Raw genomic sequence first — 15,859 nt, forward strand, 5'->3', positions numbered from 1 at the left:
GCCCGCCGCGGGAGGTTCAGCCGTCAGCCGACGTTGTGCAGCCAGATGACCGACGTGTCGTCGTGCGCGTGCCGGAACGGCTCCAGCTCGTCGTCCCAGGCCTGGCCGAGGGCAAGCCGCAGTTCGCGGTGCAGCTCGAGGGCGTTGGCGCCGGCGATCTCCATGGCGTAGCGGATGCGGTCCTCCGGCACGACCATATTGCCGGCCGTGTCGACTTGGGCGAAGAAGATGCCGAGGTCGGGGGTGTGCATCCACCGGCCGCCGTCGGTGCCGTGACCGGCGTCCTCCGTGACCTCGTAGCGCAGGTGCTCCCACCCGCGCAGCGCCGACGCCAGCCGTGCGCCGGTACCGGCGGGACCGTCCCAGAAGAACTCGGTCCGCTGGGCGCCCTTCAGCACGGGCTGTGTCTCCCACGTGAAATTGACCGCGCGACCCAGAGCACGACCCGCCGCCCACTCGATGTGGGGGCAGAGCGCGCTGGGAGAGGAGTGCACGTAGAGCACCCCTCGAGCTGCGTGTGCCGACATGGTTCTCCTCCGTTCGTTGGTGCGTCTTCCCCTACGACCAGGAACGGGATGGAGTGCTTCGGCGTATGAAATTGGATGCGCTCACGCGCGTTGCCACGATTATGCCTGAGAACCGCGGGTAGTTACAAGATTGTGATTCGGCGATTCGGTCGCCTGACGAACGCCCGGGCGGAATAGCATACCGAGTATGTCGGTGCAGAACGGTTTCCTGGCGCTGCTGACGCAGGGCCCCGCCTACGGCTCGCAGCTTCAGAGCGAGTTCCTCTGCCGGGCCGCGCACCGGCGCCAGCTGAACCCCGGGCAGGTCTACTCGACGCTCGACAGGATGACCGACCAGGGTCTGGTGGAGTCGGCGGGCGCGACGGAGGACGGCCTCCCCCTCTACGCGCTGACCGACACGGGGCGGGAGGCTGCGGCGGCCTGGCTGGCCGACGGCCCGGCGGATGGCCGACCCGACTGGGACGAGATGCAGGACCAGGTGCTCATCGCGGCGTCGCTCGACGGCGTGGACGCGCTGCGCATCGTCGACGGGTACCGGGCGGCCTACGCCGAGCGCATCCGCTACCTCTCCCACGAGGCGGACTCGCGGGCGCTGCTGGCCGCGAACCGCGCCGCCGAATTAGGCGCGAAAGCGGCCATCGAGTGGCTGGACGAGGTCACCGCGATGCTCGCGGCGCATCCGGGGGCGCTGGTGCAGCCGCGGTCCCCTGAGCGCCCCCGGCGCGGCCGCCGTCCGGCGGTCGAGACCGCCGCCACCGACTAGGGGTCAGTGGAGCAGCTCGCCCTGCTTGTTCAGGACGTTCTTCTCGCCCGCCTCGATCGGGACCGCGAAGCGGTTCTGCGCCGGCGGCAGCGGGCAGTTGAAGTTATAGCTGAACGCGCACGGCGGCAGCACGGCGAGGTTGAAGTCGAGGGTGACCGTGCCGTCCTCGTTCGGGACGACGAAGAGGAAGCGCCCCACCGAGTAGGTGCTGTCGCCGTTCGTGGTGTCCGCGAAGACCAACTGCAGCGCGCGGCCCGCCTTGAACGCGGCGAGGTTGTAGTCGACGCCGCCCTTGGTGAAGGTGATCTCGCCCGGGATGACCATGTCGCGGGTGGCGCCGTCGTCCTTCAGGTGCTCGAAGCCGACCGTCTTGCCGCCCTCGATCGGCGAGAACGTGGCCTGGATGATCCACTCCGGGTTGAATGGGAAGGCGTCGATCGAACCGAAGTTCTGGATGTCCTCGGAGTTCGCATCCCACACCCGCAGCGCGTAGTCGCCGGCCTCGCTGGCGATGACGAACCCGGTCTGCGTGTCGCTGAACCGGATCGCCGACGGGTTCGGGTCGTCCTTGCCGCGCACGATCGCGGAGCCGTCGACGAGGACGTCGTCGACGAAGATGTTGTCGGTCGCCTGCGCGGTGACCTTGAGCCCCGACTGGCCGGCGGGCAGCGGCGACCAGAGCCCGGGGACACCCCAAACCGGCTGCTGCGACTCGGGGTCGCCGGTGATCCACTGGGTGTTCACGAGCGCGAGGTTGCCCTGCGGTGCGGTGACCGCCTGCTCGCGGCGCGCGCGGTAGCGGGCCAGGACGGCGTTCGGGTCGGTCTGCACGGTGTCGGTCATGGTGTCCATCCTCGATCAGGTCGTAGCTCGTAACCAACTCCGACACTCGGGCATTCCGCGTGGGGCTTCATTTGGCCTGTCCGTAGTCGTCGACGATCGCGGCGGTGACCGGGAACTCGACCGGGAAGCCGCCGAACAGCAGCCGCCCGGCCTGCGCTGCCGACGCGCGCACGGCGTCCGCGACCGCGTCTGCCAGGGCGGCCGGCGTATGGACGATGACCTCGTCATGCAGGAAGTAGACCAGATGGGGCGCCTCCGTCAGCGGCGCCTCCGGCGACAGGGCGGTGAGGCGGTTGCGCAACTCCGCCATCCAGCACAGCGCCCACTCCGCCGCACTTGCCTGCACCACGAAGTTGCGAGTGAAGCGGCCCCAGTCGCGCGCGAGCGTGCGGGCGCGGCGTTCGTCGGCAGCGGTCGACTCGGCGGCGAAAGCGGCGGATTGAGCGACCGCCCACTGCCGACCCGGGAGCGGCGACGAGCGCCCCAGCCGCGAGGTGACCTTCTCGCCGCGCTCCCCCGCACGCGCCGCATCCTCGACCAGCCGCACGGCCTGCGGGAACGCGCGCTGCAGCCGCGGCATCAGCCGACCGCTCTCCCCCGACGTCGCGCCGTACATCGCGCCGAGCATGGCGACTTTGGCGTGCGCCCGCTCCTCCACCGCGCCGGAGGCGACGATGCCCTCGTAGAGGTCCTTGCCGCGTCCGGCCGCCGCCATCGCCTGGTCGGCCGCGAGACCGGTGAGGACCCGCGGCTCGAGCTGGGCCGCATCCGCCACCACGAGCTTCCACCCGGGATCGGCGACCACCGCCGCGCGCACCTGCTTCGGCAGCTGCAGCGCGCCGCCGCCTCGCGTGGCCCAGCGGCCGGTCACCACGCCGCCCGGGACGTAGTCGGGGCGGAAGCGGCCGTCGCGCACCCACGCGTCGAGCCACGTCCATCCGTTGGCCGTCACCAGCCGCGAGAGCTTCTTGTACCGGAGCAGCGGCTCGATGACCGGATGCTCCTGGCGCTTCAGCTCCCAGGACCGGGTGGAGGTGGCCATGATCCCGGCGCGCTGCAGCGCCTTGAGGAGGTCGGGCGGGCTGTCCGGGTTGAGGTCGGGCGCATCCAGCTGGTCGCGGATCTCGTTGGCCAGCTCTTCGAGCACCGGCGGGCGGCCGTAGGACGGGCGCGGGCCGAGCAGGTCGGAGAGCAGCGCGTCGTGGCGCTCGACGCTGTACGGGAGGCCCGCGTGCTGCAGTTCGACGCCGATGAGGGCGCCGGCGGACTCGGCGGCGAGCAGCAGGCGCAGCCGGCGCGGGTCGGCGCTGCGGGCGACGGCATCCTCCTGCGCCTCGAACTCGGCTCGGACGGCGCGCGCGGGAGCGCCCGGCGACGGGTCGGCGTCCTCGAAGTCGAACAGCGCGGTGTGGGCCGGCGCGACGGGCTCGAGCGGCTCGGCCACCGCGTCCCACGGGCCGGGCTCGGCGGCGGCCAGTGGGGTGCCCGCGGTCAGCGTCGAGTTCCGCAGGATGGTGTGGCACAGCCGGAGGTCGACGCAGCGCTCGAGGCGCACCCCGGCAGCGAGCAGGCCGGGATACCAGCCACGCGTGTCGTCCCAGACCCAGCGCGGCCGGTCCGGGCCGCTCTCCTCCGCGGCGATCAGCGCGGGCAGCGCGTCGTCGTCGACGAGCTCCTTCTCCTCCTCCGCCCCGGGGCCGTCGTCGGCCGTCGCGCGGGAGAGCCGCGTGACGCCCACGCGCCCGGGCGCGACGCGTTCGAGGAGGATGTGCACGCATCCATTCTCCGGCCCGCCGCCGACACCGGCGCGTCGCTTGCCATCCGGCTCGACCGTGAGGATAATTCATCGAACGACGATGCCGACCCGAAAGGCATGATCGACGATGACCGTATACCTGCATGACAGTCAGGGTGTGTGGATAGCGTTCCGGACCGACCCGAGGTCCCGGGACCTGTTCAATCCGGATGGCGACTGGATCGGCTGGTTCCCCTGGGGCGACGACGACGCCGTCACGCCTGACGGGGATTACCTGGGCACGATCCGCGGCGACCGGCTGTTCGCCCAGAGTTCGCACGCCTACCGAGGCCGACCCGGCTATCCTGGCGCGCCCGCCTACCCCGGCGCCGCGCCGTATCCCGGCGCCGCGTCGTACACGGGTCTCCCGGACGACTGCGACGACGTCGCCGGCTCGTTCCTCTGGCCGCGCCTCGCGTCCTGACGCGCCCGACTCAGTCAGAGAGGGCGGTCAGGCGCGCCCGGAGCGAGGGCCACGAGGCCGCGAAGCCGGGGTGCAGGGGCAGAGCGAGGACCTCGTCCACCGGCACCCAGCGCAGCTCGATGCTCTCGACGTCGGCCATGTGCGGCTCGAACGCGCGCACCGCCTGCGCGACCACGGTCGTGTACGACCAGAAACCGAGGTCGAGCACGCTCTCGAAGAGGACGCGGACCGCGTCCGCGGGCACGGCAGCCTCTTCCGCGGCCTCCCGCAACGCCCCTTCGACAGCGGTCTCCTCCGCGTGACGGGCGCCACCCGGGAGCCCCCACGTGCCGCCGAAGTGGCTCCAGTCGGCCCGGTGCTGCAGCAGCACCCCGCGTCGCAGGTCGTGCACGAGCAGCCCGGCCGCGCCGAACCGGCCCCAGAACCGCTGGCCGTCCGGCCCCTCCACCCACGCGTCACCCGAGTCCACACCCCCACGTTAGTCGCGCGGGCACGTGCGTCTGCGGCGTCCCGTAACATCTGCGCTCGATCGCCGCGACGCACACGTTACGCAGCGCCGCATGCACGCGACCGGGCGGATGCGGTGGGAGGCTGATTCCATGACCGTCCGCAGCGCCGCCGTCCTCCTCCACCGCCGTCGCAGCGAGGTGGAGGTGTACATCGCGCACATGGGCGGGCCGTTCTGGGCGCGGAAGGACGAGGGGGCCTGGTCGTTCCCGAAGGGGATCGTCGAGGAGGGCGACCTCGGCGACGAGCTGTCGGCCGCGCGGCGGGAGTTCGCCGAGGAGATCGGGACGCCGCCGCCGGACGCCGACTACGTGCCCCTCGGCGAGTTCCGCGGATCGGGCAAGACGATCGTCGTGTTCGCCGCCGAGAGCGAGTTCGAGCCGGGCGAGGTGCGCAGCAACACCTTCGAGCTGGAGTGGCCGCCGCGGTCGGGGCGGCGGCAGGAGTTCCCGGAGGTGGACGACGCGCGCTGGTTCCCGCTCGTCGTCGCCCGCACCAAGCTCACGAAAGCGCAGCGGCCCATTCTGGACGCGCTGCTCGCGCGACTCGGACGCGACGCGGAAATGCCCTAGTCCCCACAGCCTCCCGCGCCCGTATGCTCGGCCCCACAGGGCGAGACCCGAGGGAGGGGCCGTGGCGAAGAGCAAGGCCGAGAAGGCCGCCGAGAAGGCGCTGGACACCGCGCGGGTCGCGGTCGGGGAGGCCGAGAAGGCCGTCCGCAAGCTCGACAAGAAGACCAAGCGCGAGGCCGAGGACCTGAGGGACCGGCTGGAGGCGGCGGCCAAGGACGCCAAGAAGGCCGTCCGCCGCGCGGGCAGGACCGCCGACGAGGCGCGCGCGTCCGCGAAGTCGGTGGCCGAGCACGTCGCGGTGCCCGCCTCGCATACCGGCATCCCGACATTCCGCGAGCTGCGCGACCGCGCGAAGGCGCGCGGCATCCAGGGCTACTCGCGCATGAACAAGGCGCAGCTGCTGCACGCGCTCGGCGAGGGATGACGACCGGGCCCCGAGCGCATCCGGCGGCCGCCGTTCACCGACGCTTAACCCGCCGCCCGTAGCGTGCCGCCGTGCCCGACAGCCCCGCCCGCACCGCTCGATCCGCCCGCACCGGCCCTCCGGCCGACGTGCCCGCCACGTCGCCGACGCCCGGACTGCTGCTGCGCGGCGACGAGGCGCCGCCCGCGCGCACCCTCATCGACGTCCTCACCGAGACCGCCCGCCGCTTCCCCGATGCTTCGGCGCTGGAGGATGCGGCGGGGGCTCTGAGCTACCGCGAGCTGCTCGCCCGGGTCAACGCCGGCGCCGCGGTGCTGCGCGAGAGCGGAATCCGGCGCGGCGACCGGGTCGGAGTGCGGATGAGCTCCGGCACCCGCGACCTGTACCTGGCCATCCTGAGCGTGCTGGCCGCGGGGGCGGCCTACGTGCCGGTGGACGCCGACGATCCGGAGGAGCGCGCCGGCCTGGTCTTCGGCGAAGCGGGCGTGCGGGGCGTGCTCACGGACGCCGGGCTGGAGCTGACGGGCGAGGAGAACGCGCGTCCGGTCTTCGCCGCGGAAGCGCCGCATCCCAGCACCGCCGCCGTCCCGGTCATCGAGCCGCCGACGCCGGAGGACGACGCCTGGATCATCTTCACCTCCGGCTCGACGGGCACGCCGAAGGGCGTCGCCGTCCGCCACCGGTCGGCGGCCGCGTTCGTGGACGCCGAGGCGCGCCTCTTCCTGCAGGAGGAGCCGATCGGCCCGCAGGACCGCGTGCTCGCCGGGCTGTCGGTCGCCTTCGACGCGTCGTGCGAGGAGATGTGGCTGGCGTGGGGCCACGGCGCCTGCCTGGTCCCCGCGCCGCGCTCGCTCGTCCGCACCGGGATGGACCTCGGCCCATGGCTGTCCGCCCGCCGCATCACCGTCGTCTCGACCGTGCCGACGCTCGCCGCGCTCTGGCCGGTGGATGCCCTCGACAACGTCCGCCTGCTCATCTTCGGCGGCGAGGCGTGCCCGCCCGAGCTGGTGACCCGCCTCGGCCTGCCGGGCCGCGAGGTCTGGAACACATACGGACCGACCGAGGCGACGGTCGTGGCCTGCGCCGCGCCCCTCGTGCCCGGCGAACCGGTGCGGATCGGCCTCCCCCTCGACGGCTGGGACCTCGCGGTCGTGGACACCGACGGGCATCCCGTCGCGGACGGTGTGGGCGGCGAGCTCGTGATCGGCGGCGTCGGCCTCGCCCGCTACCTCGACCCGGCGAAGGATGCCGAGAAGTACGCGCCCATGCCGACCCTCGGCTGGGAGCGCGCCTACCGCAGCGGGGACCTCGTCCGCTTCGACCTCGAGGGTCTGTTCTACCTGGGGCGCGCCGACGACCAGGTGAAGCTCGGCGGCCGCCGCATCGAGCTGGGCGAGGTGGAGGCGGCGCTGCAGCAGCTGCCCGGCGTCTCGGGTGCGGCCGCGGCGGTGCGCCGATCCGCGGCGGGGAACGACGTGCTGGTCGGCTACCTCGCCGTCCCCGATCCGGACGCCTTCGACCGCGCCGCGTCGCTTGCGCACCTGCGGGAGACGCTGCCCGCCGCGCTCGTGCCGCTGCTCGCGGTCGTGGATGAGCTGCCGGTCCGCACCTCGGGCAAGGTCGACAAGGCGGCCCTCCCCTGGCCGCTGGAGGACGCGGACGGCGACGGCGGCGGCGCGGCGACCGACGACCCCGTGGCGCAGGCGCTCGCCGCGGACTGGCGCAGCGTCCTCGGCCTCCCGGTGTCGGGCCCCGACGACAACTTCTTCGACCTCGGCGGCGGCTCGCTCGCCGCGGCGCAGCTGGTCTCGCTCATCCGGCAGCGGCATCCCGACATCACTGTCGCCGACATCTACGCCACCCCGCGCTTCGGCGCGATGGCCCAGGTGCTGGCCGAGAGCTCGCCGTCGTCCTCGGCCGGCTCCACCCACGTCGTCCCGCCCACGCCGTTCCGGATGCGCGCGCTGCAGACGGTGCTGGGCGTCCCGCTGTTCATCCTGGGCGGGATCAGGTGGCTGCTCTACCTGCTGACCGCGTCGCTCCTCCTACGGCCGCTCGGCGGCTTCGACGTGCTGCCCGCGGTGGACCCCGTCTGGCTCGTCATCGGCCTCGTCGTCTTCGTGACGCCATGGGGCCGGATGGCGATCTCGATCGTCGCCGCCCGGCTGCTGCTGCTCGGGTGAAGGCGGGCGACCATCCGCGCGGCGGAGGCGTGCACCTGCGCCTCTGGCTGGCGGAGCAGGTCGCCCACCAGGTCGGCGCGGCCAGCCTCGCCGGGGCCCCGTGGATCCTGTACTACGCACGTGCTCTCGGCGCGACGATCGACCGCGGCGTCGACCTGCACACTCTCCCGCCGGTAACCGGGATGCTGCGCATCGGCGCCGGCGCCTCGATCGAACCCGAGGTGGACCTGGCCGGGTACTGGATCGACGGCGACGTCGTCCGCATCGGCGAGATCAGGATCGGCGCGGGCAGCTCGGTCGGCGCTCGGAGTTCGCTCATGCCGGGCACGAAGATCGGCCGCAACGCGACCGTCGCCCCGGGCTCCGCGGTGTTCGGGCGGGTTCCGGCCGGCCAGAACTGGTCGGGCTCCCCGCGGTCCGCATCGGCCGCGCCCACGACTGGTGGCCGCGGGAGCGCCCCGAGCGGCGGACCCGCTGGGTCGCCGCGTACGCGCTCGCCTCGGTCGTCGTGTCGCTGGTGCCGGTGGTGGCTCTCGCCGTCGGCGCCGCGGTGGTGGCCGTGTTCGTGCGCGGCGCAGCGAACTGGGGCGACGTCGTCGCGCGGGCCGCCGTCGGGCTGGTCCCGGGAACGCTCGCGGCCGGTGTCGTGCTCGCCGCCCTGGTGGTCCTGTTCGTCCGTCTGCTGGGCATCGAGATGCGCGAGGGCGTCTACGCGGTGCGCAGTCGCGTCGGCTGGCAGGCGTGGTCGACCGAGCGTCTGCTCGACCTGGCACGCACCATCCTGTTCCCGCTGTACTCGAGCCTCTTCACGCCGGTCTGGCTCCGGATGCTGGGCGCGCGGGTCGGCCGCGACGTGGAGGCGTCGACGGTGCTGCTCCTCCCCCGGATGACGCGCATCCGGGACGGCGCGTTCCTCGCCGACGACACGCTGGTCGCGTCGTACGAGCTGGGCGGCGGCTACATCCGGATCGCGAACGTCGACATCGGCGCACGTGCGTTCCTCGGCAACTCCGGGATGGCCGGCGCGGGCAACCGGGTGCCGCGCGACGGCCTCGTCGCCGTCCTGTCGTTCGCGCCGCGCAAGGCGAAGGCGGGCTCCTCGTGGCTCGGCTCTCCGCCGGTGCGGCTGCGGCGGCAGGCGCAGGATGCGGACCTCTCGCGCACCTTCGAGCCGCCGCTCGGCCTGCGGGTCGCCCGCACCGCCTGGGAGCTGCTGCGCATCGTCCCGGTGTTCGTCACCTGCGCCATCGGGCTGGGGGTCGTCATCGCGCTCGGCGCGATCCACGCGTCCTGGGGGCTCGGGTGGGCCATCGTCCTCGGCGGACCCGTGCTCCTGCTGGCCGGCGCGGTCGCCGCCGCTGTGAGCACCGCGGCGAAGTGGGCGCTGCTCGGGCGGCTGCGCGCGGGCGAGCATCCGCTCTGGTCATCGTTCATCTGGCGCAGCGAGGTGTCGGACACGTTCACCGAGATGGTCGCCGCCCCCTGGTTCGCGTGGGCCGCCGCCGGGACGCCGGCGCTGGTGTGGTGGCTGCGCAGCCTCGGCGCGCGGATCGGCTCCGGCGTGTGGATCGACAGCTACTGGCTGCCGGAGGCCGACCTGGTCACGCTCGGCGACGCATCCACGGTCAATCGGGGGTGCGTGGTGCAGACGCACCTGTTCCATGATCGAATCATGAGCATGGACCACGTCACCATCGAACGCGGCGGAACGCTCGGCCCGCACAGCGTCATCCTGCCCGCCGCCGACATCGGCCGGGAGGCGACGGTCGGACCGGCGTCGCTCGTGATGCGCGGCGAGACCGTCCCCGCCGGCAGCCGGTGGAGCGGCAACCCGATCGGTCCGTGGCGCGAGGTCGTCGTGCGCGAGTACCGGGCGCGGGTCGGCGGATGACGGACGCCGCGCCGCACAGCTACCTCCCTCGCTCGGGCACCGACGACTACGCGGTGCTGCAGTACGACCTGGACCTGAACTACCGGGTGGCGACCAACCGGCTGGATGCGACGGCCGTCATCCGCGCCCGCGCCGCAGTGGACCTCGCCGCGGTCGTGCTCGACCTGGTGCACCTGAAGGCGAAACGCGTCCGGATCGACGGACTCAAGCGCGCGCGCTTCAGCCAGAACGCGACGCACCTGCGGATAACGCCGCCCGCCGTGCTGCCGGCGGGCACGGAGTTCACCGTCGAGATCGCGTACGACGGCTCGCCGGCGCCGCGCCGCACCCGCTGGGGGACGCTCGGCTGGGAGGAGCTGACCGACGGCGTGATCGTCGCCGCGCAGCCCTCCGGCGCGCCCACCTGGTTCCCCTGCAACGACCGGCCGTCCGACAAGGCCGCGTACCGCATTCGGATCACCACCGAGCAGGCCTACACGGTGCTCGCGACGGGCGAGCCGATCAGCCACAGCGTGAGCGGCGGCCGCGGCACCTGGACGTTCGAGCGCGAGGAGCCGACCGCCACCTATCTCGCTGCGGTGCAGATCGGCCGCTACACGCTCGAACGGCGGCGCACCGACGGCGTGGACTGGGCCGTCGCCTACCCCCCGGCTCTCGCCCGGCGCGTCCTGCACGACTTCGAGCCTGTCGGTCGCATGCTGGAGGTTTTCCAGCGGCGGTTCGGACCGTATCCGTTCCCGTCCTACACCGTCGTCGTGACCGAGGACCCGCTGGAGATCCCGCTCGAGTCGCAGGCGATGGCGGCCTTCGGGTCGTCGCACGCCGACGGCCGCGGCGGCTCCGAGCGACTGATCGCCCACGAGCTCGCCCACCAGTGGTTCGGCAACAGCGTGGGGCTCGCCTCCTGGCGCGACATCTGGCTGAACGAGGGCTTCGCCTGCTACGCCGAGTGGCTGTGGTCGGAGGCGTCCGGAGGGCTGTCGGCCGCGACTCACGCCCGTGCCCACCACGACCGACTGCGGCTCGCGCCGAAGGACCTCCTCCTGGGCGATCCCGGCCCCGACGACATGTTCGACGACCGCGTCTACAAGCGCGGCGCCTGCCTCCTCCACGCGCTGCGCAACCGGCTCGGCGACGAGCGCTTCTTCGAGCTGCTGCACGCGTGGACCCGGAACCACCGGTTCGGGACGGTCACCAGCGCCGACTTCGAGGCGCTCTCCCGGGCGTTCTCGGATGAGCCGCTGGATGCGTTCTTCGACGCGTGGCTCCGCGAGACGCGGCTGCCGTCGCTGTCGGGATGAGCCGGGCTAGCGCTGCTCGGCGATCGTGACGACGAAACCCGGTTCGCGGACCGGGCGCAGTCGGTAGCGCCGGCCGTCGAGCGCGGCGCCGCGAAAACCGAGCCGGACGGCGTCGGGCACGACGCGCAGGCCGCGTCCGTCGGCCTTCAGCACGGCCTCGACGGCGGTCCAGCGGCGGAGCGGGTCGCCGCGGCCGGGCGCGAGGTCGTCGATCGCTGCGCGGCGCTCCTCGGGCACATCGGCGGGTTCGGCGTCGATGCCCACGGGGACGCGTGAGGCGACGGCGAAGGCACGTCCGCCGGCGTGGGCGAGGGCCAGGTGCAGCGAGCTTCCGGCCACAGTCGGGCGTCCATGCGAGAGGCCGCAGTCGGGGCAGCTCGCCTCGATCTGGATGCGGGGCTCACCCGCGTCGGCGGCTGCGGCGAACAGGGCGGCGCGACCCGCCAGGAATCGTCGCCGGACCCCATCGTCGCGGAGGCCGTCGAGTCGGCGGCGGTCGCCACCGGACAGGCGCCCGGCGATGTCGTCGGCGGCTGCGCCGTAGGGCACGACCACGAAGGCGGGCACCGCATCCTCCGTTCGCCGCAGCCGACGGACCGATGCTACCCTGCGGTCCGCGAGCAGGCTATCGACCGGTGGCGCCGCGGACATGCGCGAGTCGCCGGACAGCCGTCGGGTCGGCTGCCGGCGCCTCGCCGTCAGGGTAAGCGGGCGTTCGGGGGTGGGATCAGCGGGCGGTGCCGCTGCTCCCGTCGTCGAAGCGCGGTGCCTCGTGGCGCGGCGCGTGGCGTGCGGCGTCGTCGACCGGCGCGGCGTCGTTCGCCGGGATTGTCCCGGCCGGAGCGGGCCCGCCCGCGGCCGCGGTTCCCGCCGGCGCGGCGGCGGGTGCAGCATCGCGCTCGTCGACGTCGCGAGCCGTTCCGTCGTCCACGCGGTTGCCGTGGCGGTCGGTCTTCACGTCCGGGTCGACGCGGTCCGCCTTGCGCAGGGCCTCGTCCGACTCCGCGCGGGCCTTCTCCGCCGCGGCCTGGCGTTCGGCCGACTCCGCCTTCAGGCGCTCGGCGTCGACCTCGGCCTGCTTGGCATCGGCGGCGGCACGGGCGGCCTTCGCTTCCCGTTCACGGGCGTCCAACTGCGTCTGCGCAGCGGACTGCCGCATCTCCTCCGCGCGGCGCCGATCGGCCTCGCGCTTGCGGTTGCGGCCGACGGTCGCGGCGATGACGGCGATCACGATGACGACGATCACCACGACGACGATCAGGATGATCCATCCGGTTGTGTTCATGCCGGGTCACGGTACGCCGGAGCGCCGAAATAGCTAGGGGATTGAAGGATCGGGTCCGTACGCCACGGAGGAGGGCTAACCCACCCGGGGATCTGTGGTAGGGCGGACGGGACTTGAACCCGTGACCGAGGAATTATGAGTTCCTGGGTACGTTCCGATCTCCCGTTGGGCCATCTGGAGCTCCCGCGGAATTACACGGTTTTTTGGTGAACGTTCCGGAACGGAACTGCATGACCATGTGTACCCTAGCGTGTACCCTTGTGTACCCTACCGAGTACCTCGCAGATCGGCACCAGGAGACCAACCCATGCCAGCCAGACGTAAGCCCCGCCCCCGTAACCGCGCCGAAGCGGAAGCGCTCGGTGTCAACCCGCGCGACCGCCGGCGAAATGGCGAGGGTGGCCTGTTCTTCGTCAGCGGGCGTCAATTGTGGGAGGGGCGCATTGAGCTGCCACCGGACCCGGTCACCGGGAAGCGGCGGTACAAGACGGTGCGGTCGAAGAGTGAGGAGCAGGCGCGGATCAAGCTCGATGCTGCTCGTCTCGAACTGATCGAGCACGGCAACGTCATCACCGATCGGTCCACTGTCGAGGACGTCGTCTGGTACTGGTACGAGAACCACGACATCAAGCCGTCAACTCGTGCGTCGTACCGATCGAAGATCACCAACCAGATCGTGCCGTTCTTTGGGGCGAAGCTGGTCCGCCAGGTTACGGTGACTGACATTCGGGAATGGCACAAGTGGCAGACCCGCCCGTCAGTAGTCAACGGGAAGGCGACTGGTGACCTCGGCTTGTCGCAGTCGTCAGCGCGGACAGCCCACTTCATCCTCAGCCAGGCTCTTCAGGAGGCTCGGGCGCAGAAGCTCGTGCGCACCAATGAAGCTGACCTGGCTGGCCCGCCGGAGATCGACGCGTCCGCGACGGGAGCGATGGTCAGAGGCGCTCTTACCTCAGAGCAGGCGTTCACACTCCTCGAGCATGTTGCTGACGATCGCCTCGCCGCCCGGTGGGTGATGGCACTGCTGACCGGCGCCCGGCAAGGCGAATGCCTGGGTCTGACGCTTGACCGGGTGGACTTCGACGCCGGCGTGCTCGACCTGTCCTGGCAGCTGCAACGCATCGCGTGGCGCCACGGGTGCGTACCGGACCGGCAAGAGCCGGTCTGCGGGCATGCATACGGGGCGTACTGCCCCGATCGGGTGCTCGACGCTAAGAAGTCATGGACGCACCGTCACCTTGTCGGTGGCCTGTATCTCTCCAGCCCGAAGACGAAGTCCAGCACCCGGACGATTCCGCTGGTGGAGCCGTTCACGAGCATTCTCCGCGAACGCGTCGAAGCGGCGAAGGACGAGGCGAACCCTCACGGTCTCGTCTTCACCAGCGGCGAGAAGTACTCCGGCCCGAACGCGAAGGAACGCAGCCCCATCGACGGGTCGCCGCTAGACCCGAGCCGTGACTCGAAACGGTGGAAGGCGCTTCTTAACGAGGTGGGCCTCCCTGACGTGAAGCTCCACTCGGCCCGTAACACTGCGGTGACAACGCTGCTCGACCTTGACGTGCCGCCGCATGTCGTCCAGCAGATCGTCGGCCACGGTTCTGTGGACATGACACGCAGGTACGACCGACCGAACGTAGAACGCCTCCGAGCCCACATGGGCAAGCTCGAAGGCGCTTACGGCGGTGTTTGGACGGCTGCTGGTCAGAGGTAGCTTGGGAGGCTCTTCAGCCACCGTTCCAGCTCGTCGGAGGGAATCAGTGGCTTGGAGTTAGCCATGCGGCCGCGGAGCGAACCGTCGGCCAGTCTCGCGCGGATGAACCTGTCGCTGAGTCCGACAGCTGCTGCTGCCTGCTGCACGGTGTACGCGAGGGGGCGCGCTGCCTGCAGGAACACGGTCGCGGGCGGGTTCTCGGCAAGGTACTGCTCGACGGTCTGGGGCGGAGTATAGGTGTTGGTCACCTTCACTCTGTGCGCGAGGTCAGAGGTCGGCTGGGTTCCCGCGCCCTTCCGACGTATCCTCGAACAAACCTTCGAGGAAATGGAGGATGCGGTGGACGAGAACACGCGCGAGTCCGAGGACGGCTTCAACGGTGCTTACCCTTCGTCCGACGGCGACTGGGCGGAGCGGGCGTACCGCGACGCCGGCATGGAACCCCCGTGGACCCTGCATTACGAGGACGGCAAGGTCGTCGGCCCCGCCACTCCCCCGGACGGCGACGCTGCGCCGCCGCATCGGGTCTAGGCGCGGACGTACCGAAGACGAGCGCCGCTGACGTACTCGCCCTTGTACTTGCGGAGTGAGCCGTCAGTACCGGGGATGGAGATCTCCTGCGGCGGCCGCCCGTCGGTGAAGGGAACAGCTCGCTCGGTCACGGCCCCCTGATCATCGTGGAACGGAACGATTTGGAACGTCATCCCCGGTACAGGGGTTGTAGTGGCGCGGACGAGGACGTAGTCGTGCAGCTGTTCGTCGGTGAGCGCGCGGATGGATCGGGCGAGGCCGGCGCCGCTGCGGGCTTCGTCTGACGCCCACGCCCTTACTTCACGGGTGAGCTCATCGATAACGTCGTTGAACGAGCCTTCCACGGTGACGGTGATCCCTGGTGGTGTCATGATCGCCCACGTCGTCGTCCGGCTGGTGCTGTCACGACCGAACACGACCTTGACGTCGGAGCGTGTGGTCCGCATCTCCCGCCAGGCGACGAACTCACCGGGCGTGAACAGGTCGGCGAGTTGGCGCATCGCGTCCGCGTGGTGCAGCCCGGCGGCTGAGGCCAGGACGCTGCGTTGAACGAATGCGGTGTCGTCGGGGATGTTCACTGAGGAATTCTACGGGCGGTCGGACGTCGCTACTACGCTGTCGACCATGAGCGAACGCGCCGAGCATCTTCCGTTGCTACCCGACGCTGCAGGCGCGTACGAGAAGCTACTGGCGGTCGGGTTCGACACGGAAGAGTTGATCGCCGGGTGGTCGGTGATCCTCTTGGAGTTGCGTGAACGGCTCGCGGCCCGGTCGCCAGAGTTCGTCCTGCGGGCAAAGGAGAAATTTGCCCTGCCGACCTTCGTCGCGTATTACACCGGCGACGTCTCGGAGCAGGACAAGGCCGTCGCTGAGTCTGCCGCGCGTTACTCGGAGTCGGTCGCCTCGCTGACGTGTCAGTGGTGCTCGAGACCGGGCCGGCCTCGCTCCGAGAAGATCATCACAGTCGCCTGCGACGGCTGCCTTCCGCTGCTTCTCGCCGCGTGGGATGAGCGCCACGCACCGATCAGCTAGCTGCTTTCGCTGCGGCGACGTACCGGGCGCCGGTCTTGCGGCTGACGCCGAGGGCTGCCGCAACCTCGGG

16 protein-coding genes and 1 pseudogene are annotated in these 15,859 nt (G+C 71.5%); 9 read left to right on the forward strand and 8 right to left on the reverse strand.

Going from position 1 to position 15,859, the window contains the following annotated elements; translation table 11 throughout:
- Nucleotides 1-23 precede the first annotated feature (23 nt).
- Complete coding sequence (locus A0130_02410; protein ANF30676.1) at nt 24-527, reverse strand: hypothetical protein; 504 nt, start codon at nt 525-527, stop codon at nt 24-26.
- A 187-nt stretch (nt 528-714) separates the two neighbouring features.
- Here A0130_02410 and A0130_02415 point away from each other — a divergent pair, with 187 nt between their 5' ends.
- Nucleotides 715-1,290, forward strand: a complete 576-nt coding sequence (locus A0130_02415) for a PadR family transcriptional regulator (protein ANF30677.1) — start codon at nt 715-717, stop codon at nt 1,288-1,290.
- Between the two features lie 3 nt (nt 1,291-1,293).
- On the opposite strand, the gene A0130_02420 is transcribed toward A0130_02415, so the two are convergent.
- Both A0130_02420 and A0130_02425 read right to left on the reverse strand, forming a co-directional pair.
- Nucleotides 1,294-2,133 carry a hypothetical protein gene (locus A0130_02420; protein ANF30678.1) on the reverse strand — a complete coding sequence of 280 codons (840 nt, stop codon included), beginning with the start codon at nt 2,131-2,133 and terminating at the stop codon, nt 1,294-1,296.
- A gap of 67 nt (nt 2,134-2,200) precedes the next feature.
- Nucleotides 2,201-3,907, reverse strand: a complete 1,707-nt coding sequence (locus A0130_02425) for a bifunctional 3'-5' exonuclease/DNA polymerase (protein ID ANF30679.1) — start codon at nt 3,905-3,907, stop codon at nt 2,201-2,203.
- Nucleotides 3,908-4,016: 109 nt separating this feature from the next.
- Between A0130_02425 and A0130_02430 the strand changes: the two genes are divergently transcribed.
- The gene (locus A0130_02430) at nt 4,017-4,352 is read left to right on the forward strand and encodes a hypothetical protein (protein ID ANF30680.1); all 336 of its coding nucleotides are present in this window, start codon (nt 4,017-4,019) and stop codon (nt 4,350-4,352) included.
- A gap of 10 nt (nt 4,353-4,362) precedes the next feature.
- Here A0130_02430 and A0130_02435 read toward each other — a convergent pair whose 3' ends face one another.
- Entirely contained in the window at nt 4,363-4,821 is a 459-nt protein-coding gene (locus A0130_02435) for an NUDIX hydrolase (GenBank protein ANF30681.1), read from the reverse strand.
- A 130-nt stretch (nt 4,822-4,951) separates the two neighbouring features.
- On the opposite strand from A0130_02435, the gene A0130_02440 reads away from it, so the two are divergent.
- The 4 genes and pseudogenes from A0130_02440 to A0130_02455 all read left to right on the forward strand — a co-directional run bounded on the left by A0130_02440 (nt 4,952) and on the right by A0130_02455 (nt 11,230).
- Complete coding sequence (locus A0130_02440; protein ANF30682.1) at nt 4,952-5,431, forward strand: DNA mismatch repair protein MutT; 480 nt, start codon at nt 4,952-4,954, stop codon at nt 5,429-5,431.
- A gap of 61 nt (nt 5,432-5,492) precedes the next feature.
- A complete protein-coding gene (locus tag A0130_02445) occupies nt 5,493-5,855 on the forward strand; it encodes a hypothetical protein (GenBank protein ID ANF30683.1) in 363 nt (120 codons plus the stop codon).
- A gap of 128 nt (nt 5,856-5,983) precedes the next feature.
- Nucleotides 5,984-9,929, forward strand: a pseudogene (locus tag A0130_02450) (amino acid adenylation protein).
- On the forward strand, nt 9,926-11,230 hold the full coding sequence (locus tag A0130_02455) for a peptidase M1 (protein ANF30684.1): 1,305 nt from the start codon (nt 9,926-9,928) through the stop codon (nt 11,228-11,230). Before A0130_02450 ends, A0130_02455 begins: the two are co-directional and overlap by 4 nt.
- A 6-nt stretch (nt 11,231-11,236) precedes the next feature.
- On the opposite strand, the gene A0130_02460 is transcribed toward A0130_02455, so the two are convergent.
- Together A0130_02460 and A0130_02465 are read right to left on the reverse strand one after the other, a co-directional pair.
- On the reverse strand, nt 11,237-11,797 hold the full coding sequence (locus A0130_02460; GenBank protein ANF30685.1) for a hypothetical protein: 561 nt from the start codon (nt 11,795-11,797) through the stop codon (nt 11,237-11,239).
- A gap of 160 nt (nt 11,798-11,957) precedes the next feature.
- Nucleotides 11,958-12,515: a hypothetical protein gene (locus A0130_02465; GenBank protein ANF30686.1), complete on the reverse strand. Its 558-nt coding sequence runs from the start codon at nt 12,513-12,515 to the stop codon at nt 11,958-11,960.
- A gap of 490 nt (nt 12,516-13,005) precedes the next feature.
- Here A0130_02465 and A0130_02470 point away from each other — a divergent pair, with 490 nt between their 5' ends.
- Nucleotides 13,006-14,226, forward strand: coding sequence for a hypothetical protein (locus A0130_02470; GenBank protein ID ANF30687.1), 1,221 nt, complete (start codon nt 13,006-13,008; stop codon nt 14,224-14,226).
- Here the strand turns inward: A0130_02470 and A0130_02475 are convergent.
- Nucleotides 14,217-14,480, reverse strand: coding sequence for a hypothetical protein (locus A0130_02475; GenBank protein ID ANF30688.1), 264 nt, complete (start codon nt 14,478-14,480; stop codon nt 14,217-14,219). The genes A0130_02470 and A0130_02475 overlap by 10 nt on opposite strands.
- A gap of 73 nt (nt 14,481-14,553) precedes the next feature.
- Here A0130_02475 and A0130_02480 point away from each other — a divergent pair, with 73 nt between their 5' ends.
- Entirely contained in the window at nt 14,554-14,757 is a 204-nt protein-coding gene (locus A0130_02480; GenBank protein ANF30689.1) for a hypothetical protein, read from the forward strand.
- On the opposite strand, the gene A0130_02485 is transcribed toward A0130_02480, so the two are convergent.
- Nucleotides 14,754-15,335 carry a hypothetical protein gene (locus A0130_02485; GenBank protein ANF30690.1) on the reverse strand — a complete coding sequence of 194 codons (582 nt, stop codon included), beginning with the start codon at nt 15,333-15,335 and terminating at the stop codon, nt 14,754-14,756. The genes A0130_02480 and A0130_02485 overlap by 4 nt on opposite strands.
- On the opposite strand from A0130_02485, the gene A0130_02490 reads away from it, so the two are divergent.
- Entirely contained in the window at nt 15,316-15,789 is a 474-nt protein-coding gene (locus A0130_02490; GenBank protein ANF30691.1) for a hypothetical protein, read from the forward strand. The genes A0130_02485 and A0130_02490 overlap by 20 nt on opposite strands.
- Nucleotides 15,790-15,859 lie beyond the last annotated feature (70 nt).

Origin of the sequence: Leifsonia xyli, assembly GCA_001647635.1 — a bacterium.
Taxonomy (GTDB): domain Bacteria; phylum Actinomycetota; class Actinomycetes; order Actinomycetales; family Microbacteriaceae; genus Leifsonia; species Leifsonia xyli_A.

Bases quoted from the DNA above. Each gene is read 5' to 3' on its own strand.
- A0130_02410 (ANF30676.1), bottom strand. From the start codon at position 527: ATGTCGGCACACGCAGCTCGAGGGGTGCTCTACGTGCACTCCTCTCCC.
- A0130_02415 (ANF30677.1), top strand. From the start codon at position 715: ATGTCGGTGCAGAACGGTTTCCTGGCGCTGCTGACGCAGGGCCCCGCC.
- A0130_02420 (ANF30678.1), bottom strand. From the start codon at position 2,133: ATGACCGACACCGTGCAGACCGACCCGAACGCCGTCCTGGCCCGCTAC.
- A0130_02430 (ANF30680.1), top strand. From the start codon at position 4,017: ATGACCGTATACCTGCATGACAGTCAGGGTGTGTGGATAGCGTTCCGG.
- A0130_02440 (ANF30682.1), top strand. From the start codon at position 4,952: ATGACCGTCCGCAGCGCCGCCGTCCTCCTCCACCGCCGTCGCAGCGAG.
- A0130_02455 (ANF30684.1), top strand. From the start codon at position 9,926: ATGACGGACGCCGCGCCGCACAGCTACCTCCCTCGCTCGGGCACCGAC.
- A0130_02465 (ANF30686.1), bottom strand. From the start codon at position 12,515: ATGAACACAACCGGATGGATCATCCTGATCGTCGTCGTGGTGATCGTC.
- A0130_02480 (ANF30689.1), top strand. From the start codon at position 14,554: ATGGAGGATGCGGTGGACGAGAACACGCGCGAGTCCGAGGACGGCTTC.